Origin of the sequence: Pseudomonas sp. 28 E 9 (assembly GCF_900004785.1) — a bacterium.
GTDB classification, from domain to species: domain Bacteria; phylum Pseudomonadota; class Gammaproteobacteria; order Pseudomonadales; family Pseudomonadaceae; genus Aquipseudomonas; species Aquipseudomonas orientalis_A.
The window spans coordinates 105,509-124,500 of sequence record NZ_CVTK01000055.1 but is presented as its reverse complement, the minus strand read 5'-3'; the positions used below and the strand labels follow the sequence as shown (position 1 = coordinate 124,500).

Here is an 18,992-nt window from a genome sequence, read left to right as displayed (position 1 = left end):
CCACGCGGAGCGTGGGAATGATCAGGCTGCACTAACCTTAGAGTCTGCCGGTCTCGATGCCTTCAATCGATGCCAACGAACCCACCCGTCTGGTGCTGCCACAACCGCGCATACAGCCCGCCATGGGCCAGCAATTGGGCGTGGCTGCCGCTTTCGGCGATCCGGCCTTTTTCCAGTACGACCAGTCGGTCCATGCGCGCGATGGTCGAGAGTCGATGCGCGATTGCAATCACGGTCTTGCCCTGCATCAGGGTTTCCAGGCTTTCCTGGATCGCGGCTTCCACTTCGGAGTCCAGTGCCGAGGTGGCTTCGTCCATGATCAGGATCGGTGCATCCTTGAGCAGCACGCGGGCGATGGCGATCCGTTGACGCTGGCCGCCGGAGAGTTTCACCCCACGCTCGCCCACATGGGCATCCAACCCGGTACGGCCCTCGGAATCCGACAGCAGCGGGATGAACTCGTCGGCGCGCGCCTTGTGCACGGCGGCCCAGAGTTCTTCGTCGGTGGCCTGCGGCTTGCCGTACAGCAGGTTGTCGCGGATCGAGCGGTGCAGCAGCGAGGTGTCCTGGGTGATCATGCCGATCTGCGCGCGCAGGCTTTCCTGGGCGACTTCGGCGATGTCCTGGCCGTCGATCAGGATGCGGCCGCCCTGCAGGTCGTAGAGGCGCAGCAGCAGGTTGACCAGGGTCGACTTGCCCGCGCCGGACGGGCCGATCAGGCCGATCTTCTCCCCGGCCTTGATCTCAAGGTTCAGGCCGCCAATGATCCCGCTCTGCTTGCCGTAGTGGAAATCCACCTGCTCGAAGCGCACCAGGCCGCGGGGCACTTCCAGGCGCGGGGCGTCGGCGCGGTCGACCACCGCGAGCGGCTGGGCGATGGTCTTGAGGCCATCCTGCACGATGCCGATGTTTTCGAAAATGCCGTTGACCACCCACATGATCCAGCCGGACATATTGACGATGCGAATCACCAGGCCGGTGGCCAGGGCAATGGCGCCGACGGAAATCAGCGACTGCGTCCACAGCCACAGGGCCAGGCCTGTGGTGGTGACGATCAGCAGGCCGTTCAGGACGGTGATGACCGCGTCCATGCTGGTGAGCACGCGCGCCGCCAGTTGGGTTTTTTCGGTTTGCTCGACAATCGCTTCCTTGGCGTATTCCTGCTCATTCTGCGTATGGGCAAACAGCTTCAAGGTGGTGATGTTGGTGTAGCCGTCGACGATGCGTCCCATGAGTTTGGAGCGTGCTTCGGAAGAGATCACCGAACGCTCCTTGACCCGCGGCACGAAGTAACGCAATGCCAGGCAGTAGCAGATGATCCAGATGATCAACGGAATCATCAGTCGCCAGTCGGCCTCGGCAAACAACACCAGCGAGGTGATGGCATAGATCGACACGTGCCAGATGGCTTCGGCCGTTGCCACCGCAGAGTCACGCAACGAGTTGCCGGTTTGCATGATGCGTTGGGCAATGCGCCCGGCGAAATCATTCTGGAAGAAATTCAGGCTCTGCTTGAGCACGTAGCTGTGGTTCTGCCAGCGGATCAGGCTGGTCATGCCGGGGTTGATGGTCTGGTGCACGAGCAAGTCATGCAGGCTGTTGAAAATCGGCCGCAGCAGCAGGGCGACCACGGCCATCCAGATCAGCTCGGTGCTGTGCACCTGGAAGAAATTCGCGGGCGGCGTGCCCTGGGCCAGGTCGATGATGCGGCTCAGGTAGCTGAACAGCGCGACCTCGATCAGCGCACCGACCAGGCCCACCACCAACAGCGCGGCAAAACACGGCCACACCTGGCGCAGGTAGTAGAGGTAGAAGGGCAGGACTTTATCGGGCGGGGCCGCGCTGGGAGCATCGCGGAAGATGTCGATCAGTTGTTCAAAACGACGATAGAGCATTAGGCTTGACGCCCGCCGTGCGGGCTCTCCTTTCAAATGCGCACGTCGCCTTGTGGGCAACGTGCGGAAGTTCCTGCAGACCTCAGTCGATGCGCTTGGCCGACTTGATCAGGACAGGATCGATTGGCACGTTCTGCATGCCTTGCTTGGTGGTGGTCTGCGAATTGACGATGACATCCACCACGTCCATGCCCTTGACCACCTTGGCAAATACCGCGTAACCGGCATCGCGGCCCGGGTCGAGGAAGGCATTGTCGGCCACGTTGATGAAGAATTGGCTGGTGGCCGAGTTCGGGTCATTGGTGCGAGCCATGGACAAGGTGCCGCGCACGTTATGCAGGCCGTTGCTGGCTTCGTTCTTGATCGGTGCTTCGGTCGGCTTTTGCGACATTTGCTGGGTAAACCCGCCGCCCTGGACCATGAAACCCGGGATCACACGGTGAAAAATCGTGTTGGTGTAGAAACCCTTGTCGACATAGGCGAGGAAATTCTTGGTGCTGATCGGCGCCTTGACCGGGTCGAGTTCGATTTCAATGTCGCCATTGGTGGTGGAAATCAGTACGTGGGGCGCCTTGGCCGGTTCGGCCGCCATCAGGTTGGCAGCGAACAGAACGGAACCGGCAAGGAAGGCAATTTTTTTCAGCATGGGTCAGTGATCCTGGGTAATGGTGTCGAGTTGATCCAAGGGCGTGGCGGGAATCTTCAATCACCACCGGTCGCGCGTTGGGCAGCAGTTTTACATAGATTTCTTTCCGGGCCATGGGTTCACTGCGTTTCAGGCTTGCCGAGGGGCCGCGAAGGGCGCGTCCAGCGGAGCGGTATCAAAGGTGCGTAGCAGTTCCACGAGAATCTGCGTCGCCGGCCCCAGGGGTTTGTCCTTGTTCGAATACAAATAGAACGTGGGATGGCGGCTGACGCCCTGTTCCAACGGCAGTTGCTTGAGCAGGCCTTCGGCGAGTTCGCGCTCGATCATGTGCCGGGGCAACCACGCAAACCCCAGGCCGCTGCCCACGAACGCGGCGGCGGTGGCCAGGCTGCCGACGGTCCAGCGCTGTTCGGCGCCGAGCCAACCCACATCCCGCGGTTGCTGGCGACCGGAGTCGCGGATGACCACCTGCATATGGCTTTCCAGGTCCTGGAAGCTCAACTCGCGGTGCATGCGGTGCAACCCGTGCTCGGGATGGGCCACGGCGACGAATTCCACATCGCTCATTTCGGTGCCCAGGTAACCGGGAATGCTGAAGCCGCAGATCGCCAGGTCAGCCACGCCTTCTATCAAAAGCTCCTCGACGCCGGACAACACCTCCTCACGCAAGCGCACCCGGCAGCCTCGGCTCTGCGGCATGAAGGCGGTCAGGGCGCGTACCAGGCGCGCGTTGGGATAGGCCGCATCCACGACCAGCCGCACTTCGGCCTCCCAGCCTTGTTCCATATGGTGGGCAAGATCTTCCAGTTGGCTGGCATTCTTCACCAGTTGCCGGGAGCGGCGCAGCAGCACTTCACCCGCATCGGTGAGTACCGCCTTGCGCCCGTCGATGCGCAGCAGCGGCACGCCGAGCTGGTCCTGCATGCGCGCCACGGTGTAGCTCACCGAGGACTGCGAACGGTGCAGCGCTTCGGCCGCCTGGGCGAAGCCGCCATGGTCGACCACGGCCTGCAATGTGCGCCATTGATCAAGGGTCACGCGGGGCGCTTTCAAGATGAGCTCCTCTTGTCCTAAGCTGGCGGTCCTTATTGGAGACTGCCGAATGAGAAAATTCTGTTGTGTGTTGCTGGCGCTGCTGCCGATGAGCGCGTTTGCCTACCCGATCGACGTGACTAAACAGATCGACGGCGTAAGCATCGACTACACCGCGTCCGATGTGGACGGCGATATCAGCTCGATTCAGCTCAATAACTACGGCACTCAGGATGCCCTGTGTTCTGTAATCTTTACCAATGGCCCGGAAGCGCCGCGTCGTCGCTCCGTCAGCGTGCCCGCAGGCAAAAGCACCCACACCACGGTCAAGTTCAACCGCGCGATCATCAAGATGCGAATCGCCCTGACGTGTGCGCCGAAATAAGGCAAGCGCGGAGCACGGCGACAGGCAGACTCCGCTTATAAACAAATTTATAGATGGGTTATAGCAGTTTTTTGCGCTTTTTAATCGAAGCGGCCACGGTTAATCTTTTCTGCATCGACTCACAGCATTTTCCGATAGAGCCTACATGGCCCTGTCCGCCAACGCCCTGTTCGCGCAGGTGGCTTGATCCTTTAATCGCCAGATAATCCCCCGGTGTTTATCTGCCCCCAAGCAATCCCTTCAAGTACGCGTACCGAACCTCCCTTTGCACTGTTTGCTCCTGAGTGCTCCTGCCCGACTGCCGCTTCAGCGAGGTCGGGTTTTTTTTGCCTCGAGTTTCTTCGAGCATCGAAAAGCTTTAATGTCGCGCCCATTCGAAACGAGGCGCACATGGGCTATCTACTGGTTGTCACCCTGATTCAGGCATTTTCCTTCAGCTTGATCGGCGAATACCTCGCCGGTCACGTCGACAGCTACTTCGCAGTGCTGGTGCGCGTGGTACTGGCCGGGTTGATCTTTATCCCACTGACCCGCTGGCGCTCGGTGGCACCGGCCTTCATGCGCGGCATGCTGGTCATCGGTGCGCTGCAGTTCGGCGTGACCTACGTGTGCCTGTATCTGAGCTTTCGCGTACTGACGGTGCCGGAGGTGTTGCTGTTCACGATCCTCACACCGTTGCACGTGACCCTGATCGAAGACGCGCTCAACCGGCGGTTCAATCCCTGGGCACTGGTCGCCGCACTGGTGGCGGTGGCGGGTGCGGCGGTGATTCGCTTCGACCAGATCACGCCGAATTTCCTGATGGGCTTCCTGCTGCTGCAACTGGCCAATTTCACCTACGCCGCCGGGCAAGTCATGTACAAGCATCTGGTGGCACGCTATCCGAGCGATCAGCCGCATTACCGACGCTTCGGTTATTTCTACCTGGGTGCCTTGCTGGTGGTGCTGCCCGCGTTCCTGCTGTTCGGCAAGGCAGACTTTCTGCCCCAGGCGCCGCTGCAATGGGGGGTGCTGGTGTTCCTGGGGTTGATCAGTACCGCGCTGGGCATGTACTGGTGGAACAAGGGGGCGTGCCTGGTCAATGGTGGCACCCTGGCGGTGATGAATAACCTGCATGTGCCGGTGGGGCTGCTGCTGAACCTGCTGATCTGGAACCAGCATGAACCGCTGGGAAGGCTGGCCCTGGGCGGCCTGGTGATTCTGGCGGCGGTTTGGGTGAGTCGATTGGGTATCAAGCCCGCCGCTGGCGTAAAGTCTGCGACCTGAAGGTGCCAGCGATGTGTGAGCGGCAATGAGAGTGTGTTATCGAAAGGAACGGTGTGGGGGTGGCAGAGTGGACAAGGTCGATGAACTGATAATTGCTGCCTTGAAGGATGACTCCCGCGTCAGCCTGGCCGAACTGGCGCGCCAGGTTCACAAGTCTCGAACCGCCGTGGAGTCGCGGGTTCAAAAACTGATCGAAAAGGGCATTATCCTGGGCTTTACCATCAGCGTCGCTGAGGGTGATGAGGCCCGGCAATCGGCATTTTTGATGCTCAAGCTCAACGGGAGCACCTGCCACCTGGTGTTTCCGAAAATCCACCAGTATCGCGAGGTGGTGCAGGCCTATTCATTGTTTGGCGACGTGGACATGATGCTCGACGTGCGCTACCGCCATTTTGAAGAGTTGATGGTATTGAAGGAAAACCTGCTCAAGATCGAGCACGTGAATGAGGTGGTGGTCAATCCGGTGCTCAAGGCCTGGCGCTAGCCGCTGCCGTCCGGGACGGCAGCGGCTGGTGCCCGATCAGGCCGGCGCGTGGTCGTGGAAGGTTTCGAGAAAGTAGTGATTCAGCGCCGGCATTGTCTGGCGCAGGGTGTCCACGAATTCTGCGATGACCGTCTGGTTGAATGCCAGCGTGGTGTCGTCATGCCCCAGTACCACCACCAGCAGGCTGGACGATGCGTTCGTCAGTCTGAAGTCATGGGCATCGGCGTCGACTTTGCCGATGCTCGCCAAAGGCACGTCGCCGCAGGTATAGACGATGTCGCCCGCGGGGATCATGACGTCCTTCTTGGCAAACAACGGGCGGAAGGCCCTCGGTTCCGGCGAGCGCATGACGTGGATATCGTCCCGCTGATGATAGCTGTGTACGCCGATGCTGACGCCGTGTCGGATCGCCACGGCGTTATAGGCATCGACGACGTTATTGATCGGGCGCACACCGTTGGCGATGAAGCGCCGCAGCAGTTTTTCGTTGGCGCTGACCGTGTTGGTATAGCCGAGCTTTTCAAGCTGGCGGGCAAACCCTTCGTAAACGGGATTGGCGTCCAGTTCGTTGAGGTGCGAGGCCACATGATTCAGGTTGCTCTGCAAGAGACTGACGAAACTCTGGTCGTCAGACACCCGGATGTTTTCGACAACGGCGGCGCACGCATTATTGAGGCCCAGGTCAAGGGCTGACTGTTGAATGATCAAACGACTTTTCATGCCCTTAGCTCCATAGCTTGTTGCGCAGCAGTTCAGTGCTGGCGTCGAGCTGTTGCAGGCTGGGGTGCTGCAACCAGAACAGCCCTGGGCAGGTGGCGAAGTCGATCGTGACCGGCGTGGTGTCGCCCGGGCTTAGGAAGAAGCGATGGCCGCAATAGGCTTCATCGAGCATTGCGCTCTGCAGCGCCTGAGGTGAAGGCGCGGTAAAGGTGCGGCGCTCGTCGGAACAGAAAAAGCCAATACGACCATGGCTGATCTCACGTGCAACTCCGGCCGGCGGGCGAGGCCGGCCGAGGTAGCTGTCGATGGCCAGCGATAACAGGTCCGGCTGGTACACCTGTTGAAACAGCAGCGGGGCGATACCGCCATGCAAACGGCCGCCCGCTTCAATCATCACCGGGCCCGCATCGGACCAGATGATTTCCATATGAATCGGCCCGATCTCGATGCTCAGGGCCGCCGCTGCCTGGCGCGCGTAGTCGATCAAGGGTTGCAGCTCTTGTGCCTGGGGGTCGAGGGTGTCCAGGCTTTCATAGACAAACTTGCTGCCGTTTCTGTGGATTTTGGTGTATTTGCACACCGTGGCGATGGTGTACTCGCCATCAAAGGCGACCATGTCCACCACGTACTCCGGCCCCGCCACGAATGGCTGCACGATAAACCCGAGGTTGAACTCCCCAAGGTCGTTTTTCTGCCGCCAGGCCGCATTGTTCAGGGCGGTTTGCACTTCGTGCTTGCCCCGGGCGAATACCACGCCTTCGGTGGCGGCCGAATTCAGCGGCTTGACCACGTAGGTGGCCGCTTCGTCCAACGAGTCGACGACTTCCCGGATGCGGGTTTGCGAACTCAACAGTTGCGACGCAATGTTCGCCAATCCGTGTTTCTTGAGCGCTTGCTGCATGGAAAACTTGTTGCGCCGCAGGTCGCTGGTGATGCGGCTGTTGCCCGCAATACGCAGCACTTCGGTGAGGTAATCGGTGAGATAGATCGCGGTCTCGCAGCCTGCGATCACCGCGCTCAATGACAGCTTCTCGAGGGTTTCCAGCAGGCTCTCTTCCCAGTGGTAGACCTCTTCGAAATCTTCCCGGATCAGGTCATCGGTGAAGTGCCTGGGCAAGGTGTTGGTGGAGATCACCGCGATGCACTTCACGCCCTGGGCCTTGAACAACGGGGCGTAGAGTTTGCCGGTGGAAAACGGGTCGACGATCAGTACGGTTGGCAATTGAGGCATTCCTTATTCAAGGGTCGCGGTGGCCGGAACCGCCGGCGTGAGGTTCCACGCCAGCACGGCGGCGGCCAACAGGCCGGCGGAGACGATCATCAACAGGCGCGCACCTTCCAGCCCGAGGAATCCTGCGGTGGTGAAAAACGTCAGGATCATGGGCGCCGAACCGCTGACCAGCAGGTAGTAGAGCGAACTCTTTGCAGCGATCACGTCGGCCACCCGAGCATTGGGCGCCGACTCGATCAGGTTCTTGCGCAATTGGATGCGCAGGCTGTTGATGCAAAAGCCCAGCAGGAACGCGGCCACCATCATCACGTAGAGGTTCTGGAAATACACGATTGCCACGTCGGCCAGCAGCACCAGGAGGATGGCGCTGTAGCTGTTGAGCTTGATACGTGGCAGCACCGCCGCACTGAAGGCACCCAGGCCCGCCAGGCCGCTGGCCACGCCGAACAGGGTGGCGTTCCACTCATTGAGCTTTTGAAACACGATCGGCACCAGGCTGTTGAAGGCGCCGATATGGAACCCGATCATGCTTAACACAATGATCAGCACGTAGAGGTTTCGCGGCAGGTTCAGCGCCTGGGCCACGGGGCTGTCACCGGCCTGCTCGGTGTTGTCGGCGCCGGGCGTGGCCTGTACGAACAGGATCGCCGCCAGCGAGACAATCGCCGCCAGGCTGATGATCTGGAGAGTCTGGCTGACCGAGAACACGTCCACGATCACCCCGCCCAGCAGCGCGCCGCCGAAGGCGCCGATCTGGATTGACGTTTGCATCAGCCGCGCCGAGGTGTCGCTGTCGGTCGCGCCGGCCAATACCAGCTTGGTATTTTTCGACTCGAGGGTGCTGATGGTGAAATAGTCGGTGACACCGACCACGAACGCGATTGCCAGGAAGCCGATGGGCAACACGGCGGCGTTCGTGAACGACAGGCCAAGCACGGCGGCGAACGCGGTCAGGCGGATGTACAGCAGGCGTTTCATGCTCAGTTCAATGGTGAAAAACTTGCCGATGTATTGTTCGCACACATACGGCACCACCGTCGCTACGCACAGCGTGGCGCCCACCAGGAATGTCGAGCCGGTGGTTTCCAGGCCGAACCAGACCATGGCAATCACAATCGCCATGTCCAGGCCGGTAAACAGGGTCACGATCGAGTAGAACGCTGTCAGTGTTGATTTAGTGGTCATAGGGCTCAGTCGTAACGAGAAAGTTTGAGTAAAGGCACGCACCGTTGGGTGTCACCGACGACGGTACTGAACTGGTTTCTGACGCGAACGGTGGGTGGCGACTTCTTTTCCAGGTTGCACACCTTGTAAGCGTTGTCGTGCCAGGGGCAGATCACACTCTGCCCGTCGCCGCTGGTTTCACCCATGTGCAACGGGCCGCCGCGATGGGGGCAAGTGGTCGGCAGCAACTGCGTCGAATAGGTGTGGCGCTTGAGAAAATAAGTGGTGTCTTCCACGGCCACGTAGTTGGCGTCGGTCAGGTTCAGGCGGATAGCTTTCATGGGGTGCCTACTCAAAGTGCCGTGACGGTATAGGTGCAGGAGGGGCTGACGACGCGGGTGCCATGCAGCATGCCCTTGGGAATCACCACGCCTTCCCCGGCCTTCAGGCGCACGCTGAGTTCGGGGCTTGCGACAAAATCCAGCTCGCCGGTTTCAACCCAGAACAGCTCGTCATTGGGGTGGGTGTGCGGCACCGAGAGTTCGTGCTCGGCCTCGGTAATTCGCAGGTCCACAGGCTTCTGGCCGTGGTGGGCGGCAGCCAGTGCACGGTGTTCATCCAGCTCGTCATGCCATTTGATATGGGCGTAGAGCTCTTCATCGGCGATGTCCTGCAGCAACCTGAACTCTTCGAAACCGCGGACCAGGTCGGGAATGATCTTGCTGCCGAACTGCTTGATCATCGGCAGGATGAGGCGCTGCAGGGCCATTCTTCCGTGATGGACATCGATGTGTGAATGTTCATCGAAATAGTCGGTGGAGACGCTGTCGCCGAAAATGGCCTTGATGGCGCTCGACTGATGCTTGGTGGTGAGGGCCAGGGTGGCCTCGGTGTAATACATCGCGCCAATGTAGCGGAACAGCTCGCCGTGGTTGGCGGACACATAATGGAAGTAGTTGGTCAGTGACAAGGAACCTGCGGTGTAGAACTGCCAGTAATGGTGCACGTGGTGAGACATGCCCATGTCTTTGAGCATGTCTTCAAAAATGGTGCTGTGCTTCTTTTTATCGACGCCGTAGCCATATTCATCGATCAGGATCTTGAACAGCTCGCTGGTGTACACACCGCAGTTGCCCAGCACGTTACGCGCCATCGCCGAGGCTTCACTGAGGAAGTCGCCGGCGCATTGGGTCATGAAAAAACGCGCGGCCCGTTCAGGGTTGCGGCTGGTGGTCAGTACCTGGTGCAACCTGGATTCGGACTGTGCGACATCTTCCAGGACTTTGTCGGTGTGGGCGACAAACGAATCCAGGCACCACGAACCGTTGATATGCACTTCCTGCTTGAGCCAGTCGTACAGATACTGCTCAAGCAACGGCCGGATCTTCTTGCCGCTGGCGGCGTGCTCGGGGTCGTAGAATTGCTTGAACGCCTTGAGGTCGAGTTCCATGGGCGGCTTTGGCAGAAATACCAGGTCCTGCTCATAGATATTCAATAACAAGCGTTGCGCCAATAAATGCTGACTGTCTGAAAGTTGGTCGCTGGTCAGACGGGTGCTGATAATGACATCTGAAATATCCTGCGGCCGAGAGGGGCGCTGGAATGGGCTGTTGGTATAAAAGCTGCGCGGCTGGGCAAAAGCCTGGGCATCACCATAGTGCGTAAGCGCCTCGGCATCCGAACTGAGTGCGAAGTGGGGCGCGTCATCTGACAGCTTAGTTGTCCATAACATAAGAAGTGCCTTCTGGCTGATTTGTTCGATGGCCAGATGCTATAGATTTGGTTTTTCTAAAAACAGATTGAAAATTGGGCGCGTAGATAGTGAATTTCACTAAATCAATAGGTGGAGTCTGCTTTGTGATTTGGGTGAGTTGATTTATTTTAGGGCGACGACTAGACATGTTCGCCGGCCTTTTCCGGCATGCGGGCTAATAAGGTCTTGAGGAAGAAGGAAGATGACAGTCAGCGTTTTGATCCTGCCGGGCCTGTTCAACTCCGGTGAAGCCCATTGGCAATCGCAATGGGAGCGTCAGTTCCACGGGTTGCAGAGGGTCGAGCAGCAGGACTGGCAAACGCCCGTCGCTGCCGATTGGGTGGCGCGTCTGAATCAGGCGATAGAGGCGGCTGACAGCGACGTTGTGCTGGTCGCGCACAGCCTGGCGATTACCCTGATCACACGCTGGGCGGCGCAGTATCCGCAGTCGAACAAGGTGAAGGGCGCCTTGCTGGTGGCGCCGAGCGATACCGAGGCGGACTCGTATCCGTCGGGCACCACCGGTTTTACGCCGATGTCGATGCAGCGCCTGCCGTTTCGCACGATCCTGGTGGCGAGCACCAACGATCCCTACGTCACCCCGGAACGGGCGAAAGCATTCGGCGAGGCATGGGGCAGTGAACTGGTGTGGGAGCCGGACGCCGGCCATATCAACGGCGACTCGGGGTACGGGCCTTGGCCAAAGGGTGTGGAATACCTTTACCAATTGACCGGTGACCCGCAGTTCCAACTGAAGTAGCGGCCACTGCGAGGGACCGGCCCGGCCCCTCGCAGCTCAGGTTGTCAGTGCTCCAGGGTTTCCACGGCCTTGGCATTCTGCGTCATCGCAAACAACCCGCCGCGCAGGTCCGTGCCGCTCGGCTGCTGGTACAGGCTCAAGCCGAACTCCGGCAACACCGCCAATAAATAATCGAAAATATCCCCCTGGATGCGCTCGTAGTCCGCCCACGCCGTGGTGCGGGTGAAACAGTAGATTTCCAGCGGCACGCCCTGGGCGGTGGTCTGCATCTGGCGCACCATGCAGGTCATGTTCGGCTGGATGTCCGGGTGGCTTTGCAGGTACGCCAGGGCGTAGGCGCGAAAGGTCCCCAGGTTGGTCATGCGGCGGCGGTTGGCCGACAGTTGCGCACTGTGGCCCTGGGCTTCGTTCCAGGCCTTGAGTTCGGCCTGCTTGCGCCCGATGTAGCCGGTGAGCAAGTGCACCTGGGTCATGCGTTCTTCTTCGTCATCGCGCAGAAAACGCACGCCGCTGGCGTCGATGAACAGGCTGCGCTTGATGCGCCGTCCGCCGGAGGCCTGCATGCCGCGCCAGTTCTTGAATGACTCGGACATCAGGCGCCAGGTGGGAATGGAGACGATGGTCTTGTCGAAGTTCTGCACCTTGACCGTGTGCAGGGTGATATCCACCACATCCCCGTCGGCACCGACCTGGGGCATTTCGATCCAGTCGCCGACCCGCAGCATGTCGTTGCTGGTCAATTGCACGCTGGCGACGAACGACAGCAGCGTGTCCTTGTACACCAACAGGATCACCGCCGACATGGCACCCAGGCCCGACAGCAGCAACAGCGGCGAACGGTCGATCAGGGTGGCGACGATGATGATCGCGCCAAACACGAACAGCACCATCTTCGCCAGCTGCACATAGCCCTTGATCGAGCGGGTGCGCGCATGTTCGGTGCGCGCGTAGATATCCAGCAGCGCGTTGAGCAGGGCACTTATCGCCAGCACCATGAACAGAATGGTGATCGCCAGGGCCACGTTGCCGATGAACAGGATGGCGGTCTTGCTCAGGTCCGGCACCAGGTACAGGCCGAACTGGATCACCAGGGACGGCGTCATCTGCGCCAGGCGATGGAAGACTTTGTTATGCCGCAGATCGTTGAGCCAATGCAGCGCCGGTTGCCGGCCGAGTAATTTGACCGCGTGCAGGATGAGGTAACGCGCCACACGCCCCACGACGAAGGCCACCACCAGCAATACCAGCAAGCCGAGGCTGGAATGCAGGACCGGGTGTTCATCGAGGGCGCCCCAGAGGTCTTGGACGTTGAGCCAGAGCTGTTTGATATCCATGGATTAACCGATTCTTCTGTAAGACAACACGGGCCGATTAGAGCATTTAAGTGCAACAAAGTTGACGCCACGGACAAAATCGCTGACAAAAAAGCAGCTGATTAGCACCGTTCGCGTAAAGAAACTCGGTTTGGACGCCCGAAACCGGTAACCTATGCAGCTGATATTTTGTATTTCTTCGAGGTAGCACCCGTGTTTTCCCAATTCGCCCTGCACGAACGCCTGCTCAAAGCCGTGGCCGAGCTTAAATTTGTCGAGCCTACGCCTGTGCAGGCAGCGGCCATCCCGCTCGCGCTCCAGGGGCGTGACCTGCGGGTGACGGCGCAAACCGGTAGCGGCAAGACCGCTGCTTTCGTCCTGCCGGTTCTCAACCGCCTGATCGGCCCGGCCAAGGTCCGCGTCAGCATCAAGACCCTGATCCTGCTGCCGACCCGCGAGCTGGCCCAGCAGACCCTGAAGGAAGTGGAGCGCTTCTCGCAGTTCACCTTCATCAAGTCCGGCATCATTACCGGTGGCGAAGACTTCAAGGTCCAGGCCGCCATGCTGCGCAAGGTCCCGGACATCCTGATCGGCACCCCGGGCCGCATGATCGAGCAACTCAATGCCGGCAACCTCGACCTCAAGGAAGTCGAAGTGCTGGTGCTTGACGAAGCCGACCGCATGCTCGACATGGGCTTTGCCGACGACGTGCAGCGCCTGGTGGCCGAATGCGTCAACCGCCAGCAGACCATGCTGTTCTCCGCCACCACCGGTGGCTCGACCCTGCGCGACATGGTCGCCAAGGTGCTGAACGACCCCGAGCACCTGCAGGTCAACAACGTCAGCGACCTGAACGCGACCACGCGTCAGCAGATCGTCACCGCTGACCACAACGTGCATAAAGAACAGATCCTCAATTGGCTGCTGGCCAACGAGACCTATCAGAAGGCGATCGTCTTCACCAATACCCGCGCCGCTGCCGACCGGATCTACGGGCGCCTGGTGGCGCAGGAATACAAGGCGTTCGTGCTGCACGGCGAAAAGGACCAGAAGGATCGCAAACTGGCCATCGACCGCCTCAAGGCGGGCGGCGTGAAGATCCTGGTCGCCACCGACGTCGCCGCGCGCGGCCTTGACGTGGATGGCCTGGACCTGGTGATCAACTTCGACATGCCACGCAGCGGCGACGAATACGTGCACCGTATCGGCCGTACCGGGCGTGCCGGCAACGATGGCCTGGCCATCTCGCTGATCTGTCACGGCGACTGGAACCTGATGTCGAGCATCGAGCGCTACCTCAAGCAATCGTTCGAGCGCCGCACCATCAAGGAAGTCAAAGGCACCTACACCGGGCCGAAGAAGGTCAAGGCCTCGGGCAAGGCCGTTGGGGTGAAGAAGAAAAAGACCGACGCCAAGGGCGAGAAGAAGAAGGCCGGCGCCAAGTCACCGACCAAGCGCAAGATCGCCAACCGGCCGAAGACCGACAACCTGTCGCTCGTCAGCAAGGACGGCATGGCCCCGCTCAAGCGTCGCAAGCCAGAAGCGCCGGCTGCCGAGTAACATCCGTCTGACCGATCGTTCCCACGCTCCGCGTGGGAACGCCTCCCGGGACGCTCCGCGTCCACGCCTGCATTCAGCTTTTGGCGTTAGTCGCCGCTTCCTTGAGTTCCTTGAGGCGCGCATCAATCAACTGGCACTTGTCGGGAAATTCCGCGCTTTCGGTGTCCAGGTCCATTTTCTGCAACTCGTCATTCATCTCTTTGGCCTTGGTCGGGTTCTGCTCGGTGAGCTGGGTGACTTCCCGCGCCAGTTGCTCGCGCTTGGCGGTGGCTTCTTCCGGCGTGCAGGCCCAAGCGGGCATGATGCTTAGCAGCGTGGCGACGACGGCCAGGTTCATCAGGGTTTTCATGGGCGACCTCCTTGGCGATTGTGTACGGTTGAGGGGGCGAACGTCGGGAAAGTTCAGCGAAATGACGTCCGTCGATCAGGCTGAACGGCGGCTGAGCTGGCGTGTCACACCCCTGGACGGGCTACTTTTCCGTGGGCCTGCAGGAGGAATCAGGATGACGACTTACAACTGGGATCTGATCGAACGTCTGCTGCATGAAGTGCAAAACGGTGAGGGCAGCTTCGCTCCGCGCAAGTACGCCGAGCAGGAAGCCGCCGAGAAGGCCACGGCGGGCGAGCCCGTGGGCAACCTGGATACGCTTAAAAAGACGGCTGCGGATTACGAAGCGCTGTTGCTCAAGCGCGGGTTTATCGAATCGCGTCCGGAGGAGGAGGGCGGCAATGGCGAGAATTTCATCCTGACGCCGCGCGGTTCAAGCCTGCTTTCCCTGATCGACAGTTCCATTCCAGGCGAGCACCATCCACGTCTTGTGCTGGATCAACAGGAAGATGCGCTGGACGAAGTCACCTTCGATCACGTGGCCTCCAAGGCCGCAATTGCCGGCGGCGCCATCTGAAGACCCCGCATTACCCTGTAGGAGCGAGCTTGCTCGCGAAAAACGTCAACGATAACGCGTGTTTTCTGAATGAGCGCGGTGCCTGTGAGTTTTTCGCGAGCAAGCTCGCTCCTACAGACGGCGGTAGGGCTTGTCCCGCGCTGCTATCGAAAGCACGGCCTTTCCCGCATCACGCAGAGGCAGCCTTGAGGCATTTGAGGGCCTGAAAATCGCCACGGACTTTGTCGATTTTCTGGCTCAGCTTCATGCGCTGTTGCTCAGTGCTCTGCGCCATCAAATCCACAATCAAACTACGCGCCGCCGCTTCGGTCTGTGCATAGGCCGCCCGGTACTCGGGGGTCCAAAGACTTTCCCGGTCCACCAGTAATTGCTGCATTTTTTGCGCAAACCCGGGACTGTTGCGTTGCTGCAGCGCCTCGCTGAACTGCGCCTGCCAGTGCGCGCGGTTGCCGATCCACTCGTTGTTCTGATCTCCCAATGCCTCGGACCAGGCCACCACCCGCTGCTGCTGGCTGGCGCTGAGTGGGCCGATCCAGGCGTCCAGACGCTTGCTCATGCGCTCGGCGCGCTCCTTGATCTGCTGGGCCAGCGGCGGCTTGAGGTATTCGTCCTGGCGTTTGCGCAGGTCTTTGGCCAGGGCGTCGTTCATCTCCTTGACCTGCTGATCATCCAGACCTTGCAGCAGGTGCACCGCAGACGGGGTGATTTCACGCGCGATCTCGGCGATGGCCTGTTTGGCTTCGACAGTGCGGGCCTGCAAGGCGGCGTCGGTGATCTTGTTGGCGTCGACCATCTGTTGCAGGCGGTCCAGCCAGTCCAGGTAACCCGGCAGTTGCGTGGTGCAGTGCCAGGCCAGGTGCTCCTTGAGTTTGTCATTGAACCAGCTCTTCTGCCCGGCGTTCATGTCCAGGTAGTCGTTGAGGGTCCAGGGGATGATCACGTCAAGATTACGGTAGGCCAGGCCCACGCGATTGCAGCCGGCGAGCACCAGGCTCATGGTCAGCAATAACACTATAAATTTGAGCCGACGCAACATGGGCAGGTCCTTGCACGGTTGGGGTTAATGCATGTGAACCTGCACAAGGGGCGACAGTTCAGCCCATCAATAAAACGACCGGACAGCCTTCAAGGTCAACAGACCGTCACATTGCGAATTGTGTCCGGAGTAGGCCGAGCAGTCCCCGCCACTGAGACTGGAGTCGCTGTAGATCAGGTCCAGGTCGACCCCCTTCCAGGCGCGGGACAGTTGCACTGACCAGTCGCTGAAGCTGCTGATGGCGCCGTTCTCCACCAACACCGGCGTGCCCAGTTGATGGGTGGTGTACTTCACGCTGACGCCGACGCCGAACGGCTGGGTGCCGCCGAGGTCGGCAAACAGCGTGCTGTCCTGGCGGTCGGGGTCGTTGCTGAAAGACACGCCGAAACGGTTGCCCAGCAGGTTCAGGCCACCATAAAACGCCTGGCTGTCGAGGGGGCTGACCTTGGGATAGCTGTAGTGAATCAAGCCCACTTCGTAGCCCAGGGTCTGGTCGAAGGGATGCTTGAAACCCATATAGGAATCGACTTCAAGGGTGCTTGGGGAGGACAATCCCATGTTCGGTGAAAACTGGCCGAAGTACAGGCCGCTGTCGTGACTCAGGTCCAGTCCGCCATGGAACGCGTCGCTGCCGGGAGAGGTCGGCTTGACCAGGCCCTGGGCCATGGTGCGGCTGGGGGTGGTACCCAATTTCAGGTCGAAGTCGCCCAATTCGCGCTGGAAAATCTGCGCTTCGGCGAGCGGACACGCGGCAAGCGCGCTGACCAGTAACATGCAGGATTTGAGCATGCTTCACTCCATGAAAAGCGAGGAGCAGTGACGAAAAAAGATGGGCAGATGCCCGTGCTAGACGTGTGCAAGGATACCGGCGAAAGCTCGCAGGTGAGGCCCGTTCGTCGATTGGGGTGAGGATCAAGGTGTTGCGAAGGCGTTTCGGGCTCTAGTCCTAGCGCCTTGAAGGCAAGACGCTTAGGGACCAGGTGCGTTGCGCGGGTATTACTTTTTGCCCAGGCTGATCTGCTTGGACGGGCCGAAAGTCTGGCCGCTCACGCCCTTGGCAATTTGCTGGATTTCGCCACCGGACTTGAGGAACGCAGCAATCTGGCTGTTGATCGATTCGCTGGTTTCAACGGCGGGAGCTGGCTTTGCTTTGCTGTTGGATGCTTTTACGCGCATGGCGGCCACTAACCTGTAGAAAATTAACTTGGCCAGGCATCGTACAGGAATTACTTGACAATTGCTTGGCAAATATCCCCTGGGAATTAAATGTCGCCTCTGCAAAAGACCGAACTTGATCAACCCAATAACCCGCTAACTGACTGTTTTAACTCGAAAGCTTGAAACGTGCAGGCGCTGGCGACGGGTAAAATTCGCAGGATTGATCAGACGAGCGGGGCACTGCCATTGCAGTGCCACGTCGGCCTGCGGATTTTTCAGGCACGCGCGCGTGTCTGGCTCAACTCGGGTAGAATGCCGCCCACGCAATGAGGGTATCTGGAAATGGCTTTAGTCGGGCGCTACAACAGCTTGCAAGTGGTTAAACACACTAACTTTGGTTTGTACCTGGATGGTGCGCAAGACGGTGAAATCCTCTTGCCTAATCGGTATATCCCCAAGGACATTCCCAGTGAAGATGAAGACTGGCTTAACGTTTTCATTTATCTGGACAGTGATGACAAACTTATCGCCACCACTGAAAAACCCAAAGTTCAAGTGGGCGAATTTGCCAGTTTGAAAGTGGTGGAAGTCAACAGCATCGGTGTGTTCCTCGATTGGGGGCTGCCCAAGGATCTGTTGCTGCCTTATTCGGAAGAAAAACGTCAGCTGAGCGCCGGTGAATACTGCGTGGTGCATGTCTACCTCGACAAGCACACCCGGCGCATCACCGCCACCGCGCGCCTTGATCGCTACCTGGACAAAACGCCGGCCAATTACCAGGTGGGCCAGGAAGTCGACCTGTTGGTGGCCGAAGCCACGGACATGGGCTTCAAGGCGATCATCAACAACAAACACTGGGGCCTGATCCACAAGAATGAAGTGTTCAAGTTCCTGCGCCCGGGCAAGGAAGAGAAAGGCTTTATCAAAGAGATCCGCGCCGATGGCAACATCAGCCTGAGCCTGCAGCCGGTCGGCCAGGAAGCGGCTTCCAGCCTCAACTCGAAGATCCTCGCCAAATTGCGTGACAACAACGGCACCTTGCCGGTCAGTGATAAAAGCGATCCCGCCGTCATCAGCAACTTGTTCGGCGTGAGCAAAGGCAACTTCAAAAAGGCCATTGGTGCGCTCTACAAGCAGGGGCAGATTGTGATTCATGCCGATCGCATTGAACTAAGCTGAGTGCGGCCGGCTCTGCTGTAGGAGCACGCTTGCTCCTACAGTGGATGGTCAAATGTCGAAGAAAACCTTGTTTGCCTACCTCGGTACGCTGGTCGCCTTCCTGGTGCTGGACGGCCTCTGGCTGGGCGTCCTGATGGGGCCTACCTATAAGAGCCTGCTCGGCTCGCTGATGCTCGATCAGCCCCGGCTGTTACCCGCCGTCGTGTTCTATCTGCTGTATGTCCTCGGTTGCGTGATATTCGTTGTCTTGCCCAGCGCGAGCTGGCAACGCGCTGCGCGTTTGGGGGCCTTGCTGGGGTTGGTGGCCTATGGCACTTACGACCTGAGCAATTGGGCCACGCTGCAAGGCTGGTCCGCCGGCCTGGCGGTAATGGACATGGCGTGGGGTACTGTTCTCACGGCGATCTGTTGCACAGTCGGCTTCCTGTGTGCACAACGGGTGCGTCAGTGATTGTGTACAGGATTGTCTTGCACCGTTGCTGCGCATAGCTGTTCTATCTAAACC

General features: G+C 59.5%; 21 protein-coding genes. 8 read left to right on the top strand and 13 right to left on the bottom strand.

Annotated elements, in window-relative coordinates; genetic code table 11:
• Nucleotides 1–62: 62 nt before the first annotated feature.
• The 3 genes from BFQ00_RS24125 to BFQ00_RS24115 form a co-directional block, all read right to left on the bottom strand.
• On the bottom strand, nucleotides 63–1,895 hold the full coding sequence (locus BFQ00_RS24125) for an ABC transporter ATP-binding protein (protein WP_065934954.1): 1,833 nt from the start codon (nucleotides 1,893–1,895) through the stop codon (nucleotides 63–65).
• An 82-nt stretch (nucleotides 1,896–1,977) separates the two neighbouring features.
• Complete coding sequence (locus BFQ00_RS24120) at nucleotides 1,978–2,541, bottom strand: peptidylprolyl isomerase (RefSeq protein WP_065887910.1); 564 nt, start codon at nucleotides 2,539–2,541, stop codon at nucleotides 1,978–1,980.
• 129 nt (nucleotides 2,542–2,670) lie between these two features.
• A complete protein-coding gene (locus BFQ00_RS24115; protein ID WP_065887911.1) occupies nucleotides 2,671–3,594 on the bottom strand; it encodes a LysR family transcriptional regulator in 924 nt (307 codons plus the stop codon).
• A 49-nt stretch (nucleotides 3,595–3,643) separates the two neighbouring features.
• On the opposite strand from BFQ00_RS24115, the gene BFQ00_RS24110 reads away from it, so the two are divergent.
• From BFQ00_RS24110 to BFQ00_RS24100, 3 genes are all read left to right on the top strand, one after another.
• Nucleotides 3,644–3,958 (top strand): 3-phosphoglycerate kinase, encoded by a 315-nt coding sequence (locus BFQ00_RS24110; protein WP_065934953.1) that lies wholly within the window; start codon nucleotides 3,644–3,646, stop codon nucleotides 3,956–3,958.
• 390 nt (nucleotides 3,959–4,348) lie between these two features.
• Nucleotides 4,349–5,224 (top strand): carboxylate/amino acid/amine transporter, encoded by an 876-nt coding sequence (locus BFQ00_RS24105; RefSeq protein WP_065887913.1) that lies wholly within the window; start codon nucleotides 4,349–4,351, stop codon nucleotides 5,222–5,224.
• Between the two features lie 67 nt (nucleotides 5,225–5,291).
• Nucleotides 5,292–5,708: an Lrp/AsnC family transcriptional regulator gene (locus BFQ00_RS24100; RefSeq protein ID WP_065887914.1), complete on the top strand. Its 417-nt coding sequence runs from the start codon at nucleotides 5,292–5,294 to the stop codon at nucleotides 5,706–5,708.
• 36 nt (nucleotides 5,709–5,744) lie between these two features.
• On the opposite strand, the gene BFQ00_RS24095 is transcribed toward BFQ00_RS24100, so the two are convergent.
• From BFQ00_RS24095 to BFQ00_RS24075, 5 genes are read right to left on the bottom strand one after another with little or no spacing between them, the layout of a single operon-like run.
• On the bottom strand, nucleotides 5,745–6,428 hold the full coding sequence (locus BFQ00_RS24095) for a phenylalanine--tRNA ligase beta subunit-related protein (protein WP_065934952.1): 684 nt from the start codon (nucleotides 6,426–6,428) through the stop codon (nucleotides 5,745–5,747).
• Between the two features lie 4 nt (nucleotides 6,429–6,432).
• Nucleotides 6,433–7,659, bottom strand: a complete 1,227-nt coding sequence (locus BFQ00_RS24090; RefSeq protein WP_065934951.1) for an ATP-grasp domain-containing protein — start codon at nucleotides 7,657–7,659, stop codon at nucleotides 6,433–6,435.
• A 3-nt stretch (nucleotides 7,660–7,662) separates the two neighbouring features.
• Nucleotides 7,663–8,844: an MFS transporter gene (locus BFQ00_RS24085; protein WP_065887917.1), complete on the bottom strand. Its 1,182-nt coding sequence runs from the start codon at nucleotides 8,842–8,844 to the stop codon at nucleotides 7,663–7,665.
• Nucleotides 8,845–8,849: 5 nt separating this feature from the next.
• On the bottom strand, nucleotides 8,850–9,164 hold the full coding sequence (locus BFQ00_RS24080) for a Rieske 2Fe-2S domain-containing protein (protein ID WP_065887918.1): 315 nt from the start codon (nucleotides 9,162–9,164) through the stop codon (nucleotides 8,850–8,852).
• A gap of 11 nt (nucleotides 9,165–9,175) precedes the next feature.
• On the bottom strand, nucleotides 9,176–10,555 hold the full coding sequence (locus tag BFQ00_RS24075) for an iron-containing redox enzyme family protein (RefSeq protein WP_242527118.1): 1,380 nt from the start codon (nucleotides 10,553–10,555) through the stop codon (nucleotides 9,176–9,178).
• A gap of 223 nt (nucleotides 10,556–10,778) precedes the next feature.
• Here BFQ00_RS24075 and BFQ00_RS24070 point away from each other — a divergent pair, with 223 nt between their 5' ends.
• Nucleotides 10,779–11,336 carry an RBBP9/YdeN family alpha/beta hydrolase gene (locus tag BFQ00_RS24070; RefSeq protein WP_065934950.1) on the top strand — a complete coding sequence of 186 codons (558 nt, stop codon included), beginning with the start codon at nucleotides 10,779–10,781 and terminating at the stop codon, nucleotides 11,334–11,336.
• Nucleotides 11,337–11,380: 44 nt separating this feature from the next.
• Here BFQ00_RS24070 and BFQ00_RS24065 read toward each other — a convergent pair whose 3' ends face one another.
• A complete protein-coding gene (locus BFQ00_RS24065) occupies nucleotides 11,381–12,670 on the bottom strand; it encodes a mechanosensitive ion channel family protein (protein WP_065887920.1) in 1,290 nt (429 codons plus the stop codon).
• Nucleotides 12,671–12,862: 192 nt separating this feature from the next.
• Between BFQ00_RS24065 and BFQ00_RS24060 the strand changes: the two genes are divergently transcribed.
• Nucleotides 12,863–14,209 carry a DEAD/DEAH box helicase gene (locus tag BFQ00_RS24060; RefSeq protein WP_065887921.1) on the top strand — a complete coding sequence of 449 codons (1,347 nt, stop codon included), beginning with the start codon at nucleotides 12,863–12,865 and terminating at the stop codon, nucleotides 14,207–14,209.
• A 73-nt stretch (nucleotides 14,210–14,282) separates the two neighbouring features.
• Here BFQ00_RS24060 and BFQ00_RS24055 read toward each other — a convergent pair whose 3' ends face one another.
• The gene (locus BFQ00_RS24055; protein WP_065934949.1) at nucleotides 14,283–14,558 is read right to left on the bottom strand and encodes a hypothetical protein; all 276 of its coding nucleotides are present in this window, start codon (nucleotides 14,556–14,558) and stop codon (nucleotides 14,283–14,285) included.
• A gap of 154 nt (nucleotides 14,559–14,712) precedes the next feature.
• Between BFQ00_RS24055 and BFQ00_RS24050 the strand changes: the two genes are divergently transcribed.
• On the top strand, nucleotides 14,713–15,114 hold the full coding sequence (locus tag BFQ00_RS24050) for a transcriptional regulator (RefSeq protein WP_065934948.1): 402 nt from the start codon (nucleotides 14,713–14,715) through the stop codon (nucleotides 15,112–15,114).
• A gap of 169 nt (nucleotides 15,115–15,283) precedes the next feature.
• Here the strand turns inward: BFQ00_RS24050 and BFQ00_RS24045 are convergent, their stop codons facing one another.
• The 3 genes from BFQ00_RS24045 to BFQ00_RS24035 all read right to left on the bottom strand — a co-directional run bounded on the left by BFQ00_RS24045 (nucleotide 15,284) and on the right by BFQ00_RS24035 (nucleotide 17,326).
• On the bottom strand, nucleotides 15,284–16,150 hold the full coding sequence (locus tag BFQ00_RS24045) for a DUF6279 family lipoprotein (protein ID WP_065934947.1): 867 nt from the start codon (nucleotides 16,148–16,150) through the stop codon (nucleotides 15,284–15,286).
• A gap of 66 nt (nucleotides 16,151–16,216) precedes the next feature.
• Nucleotides 16,217–16,939 carry a TorF family putative porin gene (locus tag BFQ00_RS24040; RefSeq protein WP_065934946.1) on the bottom strand — a complete coding sequence of 241 codons (723 nt, stop codon included), beginning with the start codon at nucleotides 16,937–16,939 and terminating at the stop codon, nucleotides 16,217–16,219.
• A gap of 207 nt (nucleotides 16,940–17,146) precedes the next feature.
• Nucleotides 17,147–17,326 (bottom strand): hypothetical protein, encoded by a 180-nt coding sequence (locus BFQ00_RS24035; protein ID WP_003193095.1) that lies wholly within the window; start codon nucleotides 17,324–17,326, stop codon nucleotides 17,147–17,149.
• A gap of 324 nt (nucleotides 17,327–17,650) precedes the next feature.
• Here BFQ00_RS24035 and BFQ00_RS24030 point away from each other — a divergent pair, with 324 nt between their 5' ends.
• Both BFQ00_RS24030 and BFQ00_RS24025 read left to right on the top strand, forming a co-directional pair.
• Entirely contained in the window at nucleotides 17,651–18,487 is an 837-nt protein-coding gene (locus tag BFQ00_RS24030) for a CvfB family protein (RefSeq protein WP_065884480.1), read from the top strand.
• Nucleotides 18,488–18,539: 52 nt separating this feature from the next.
• Nucleotides 18,540–18,938 (top strand): DUF2177 family protein, encoded by a 399-nt coding sequence (locus BFQ00_RS24025; protein WP_065896258.1) that lies wholly within the window; start codon nucleotides 18,540–18,542, stop codon nucleotides 18,936–18,938.
• The last annotated feature ends 54 nt before the right edge of the window (nucleotides 18,939–18,992 follow it).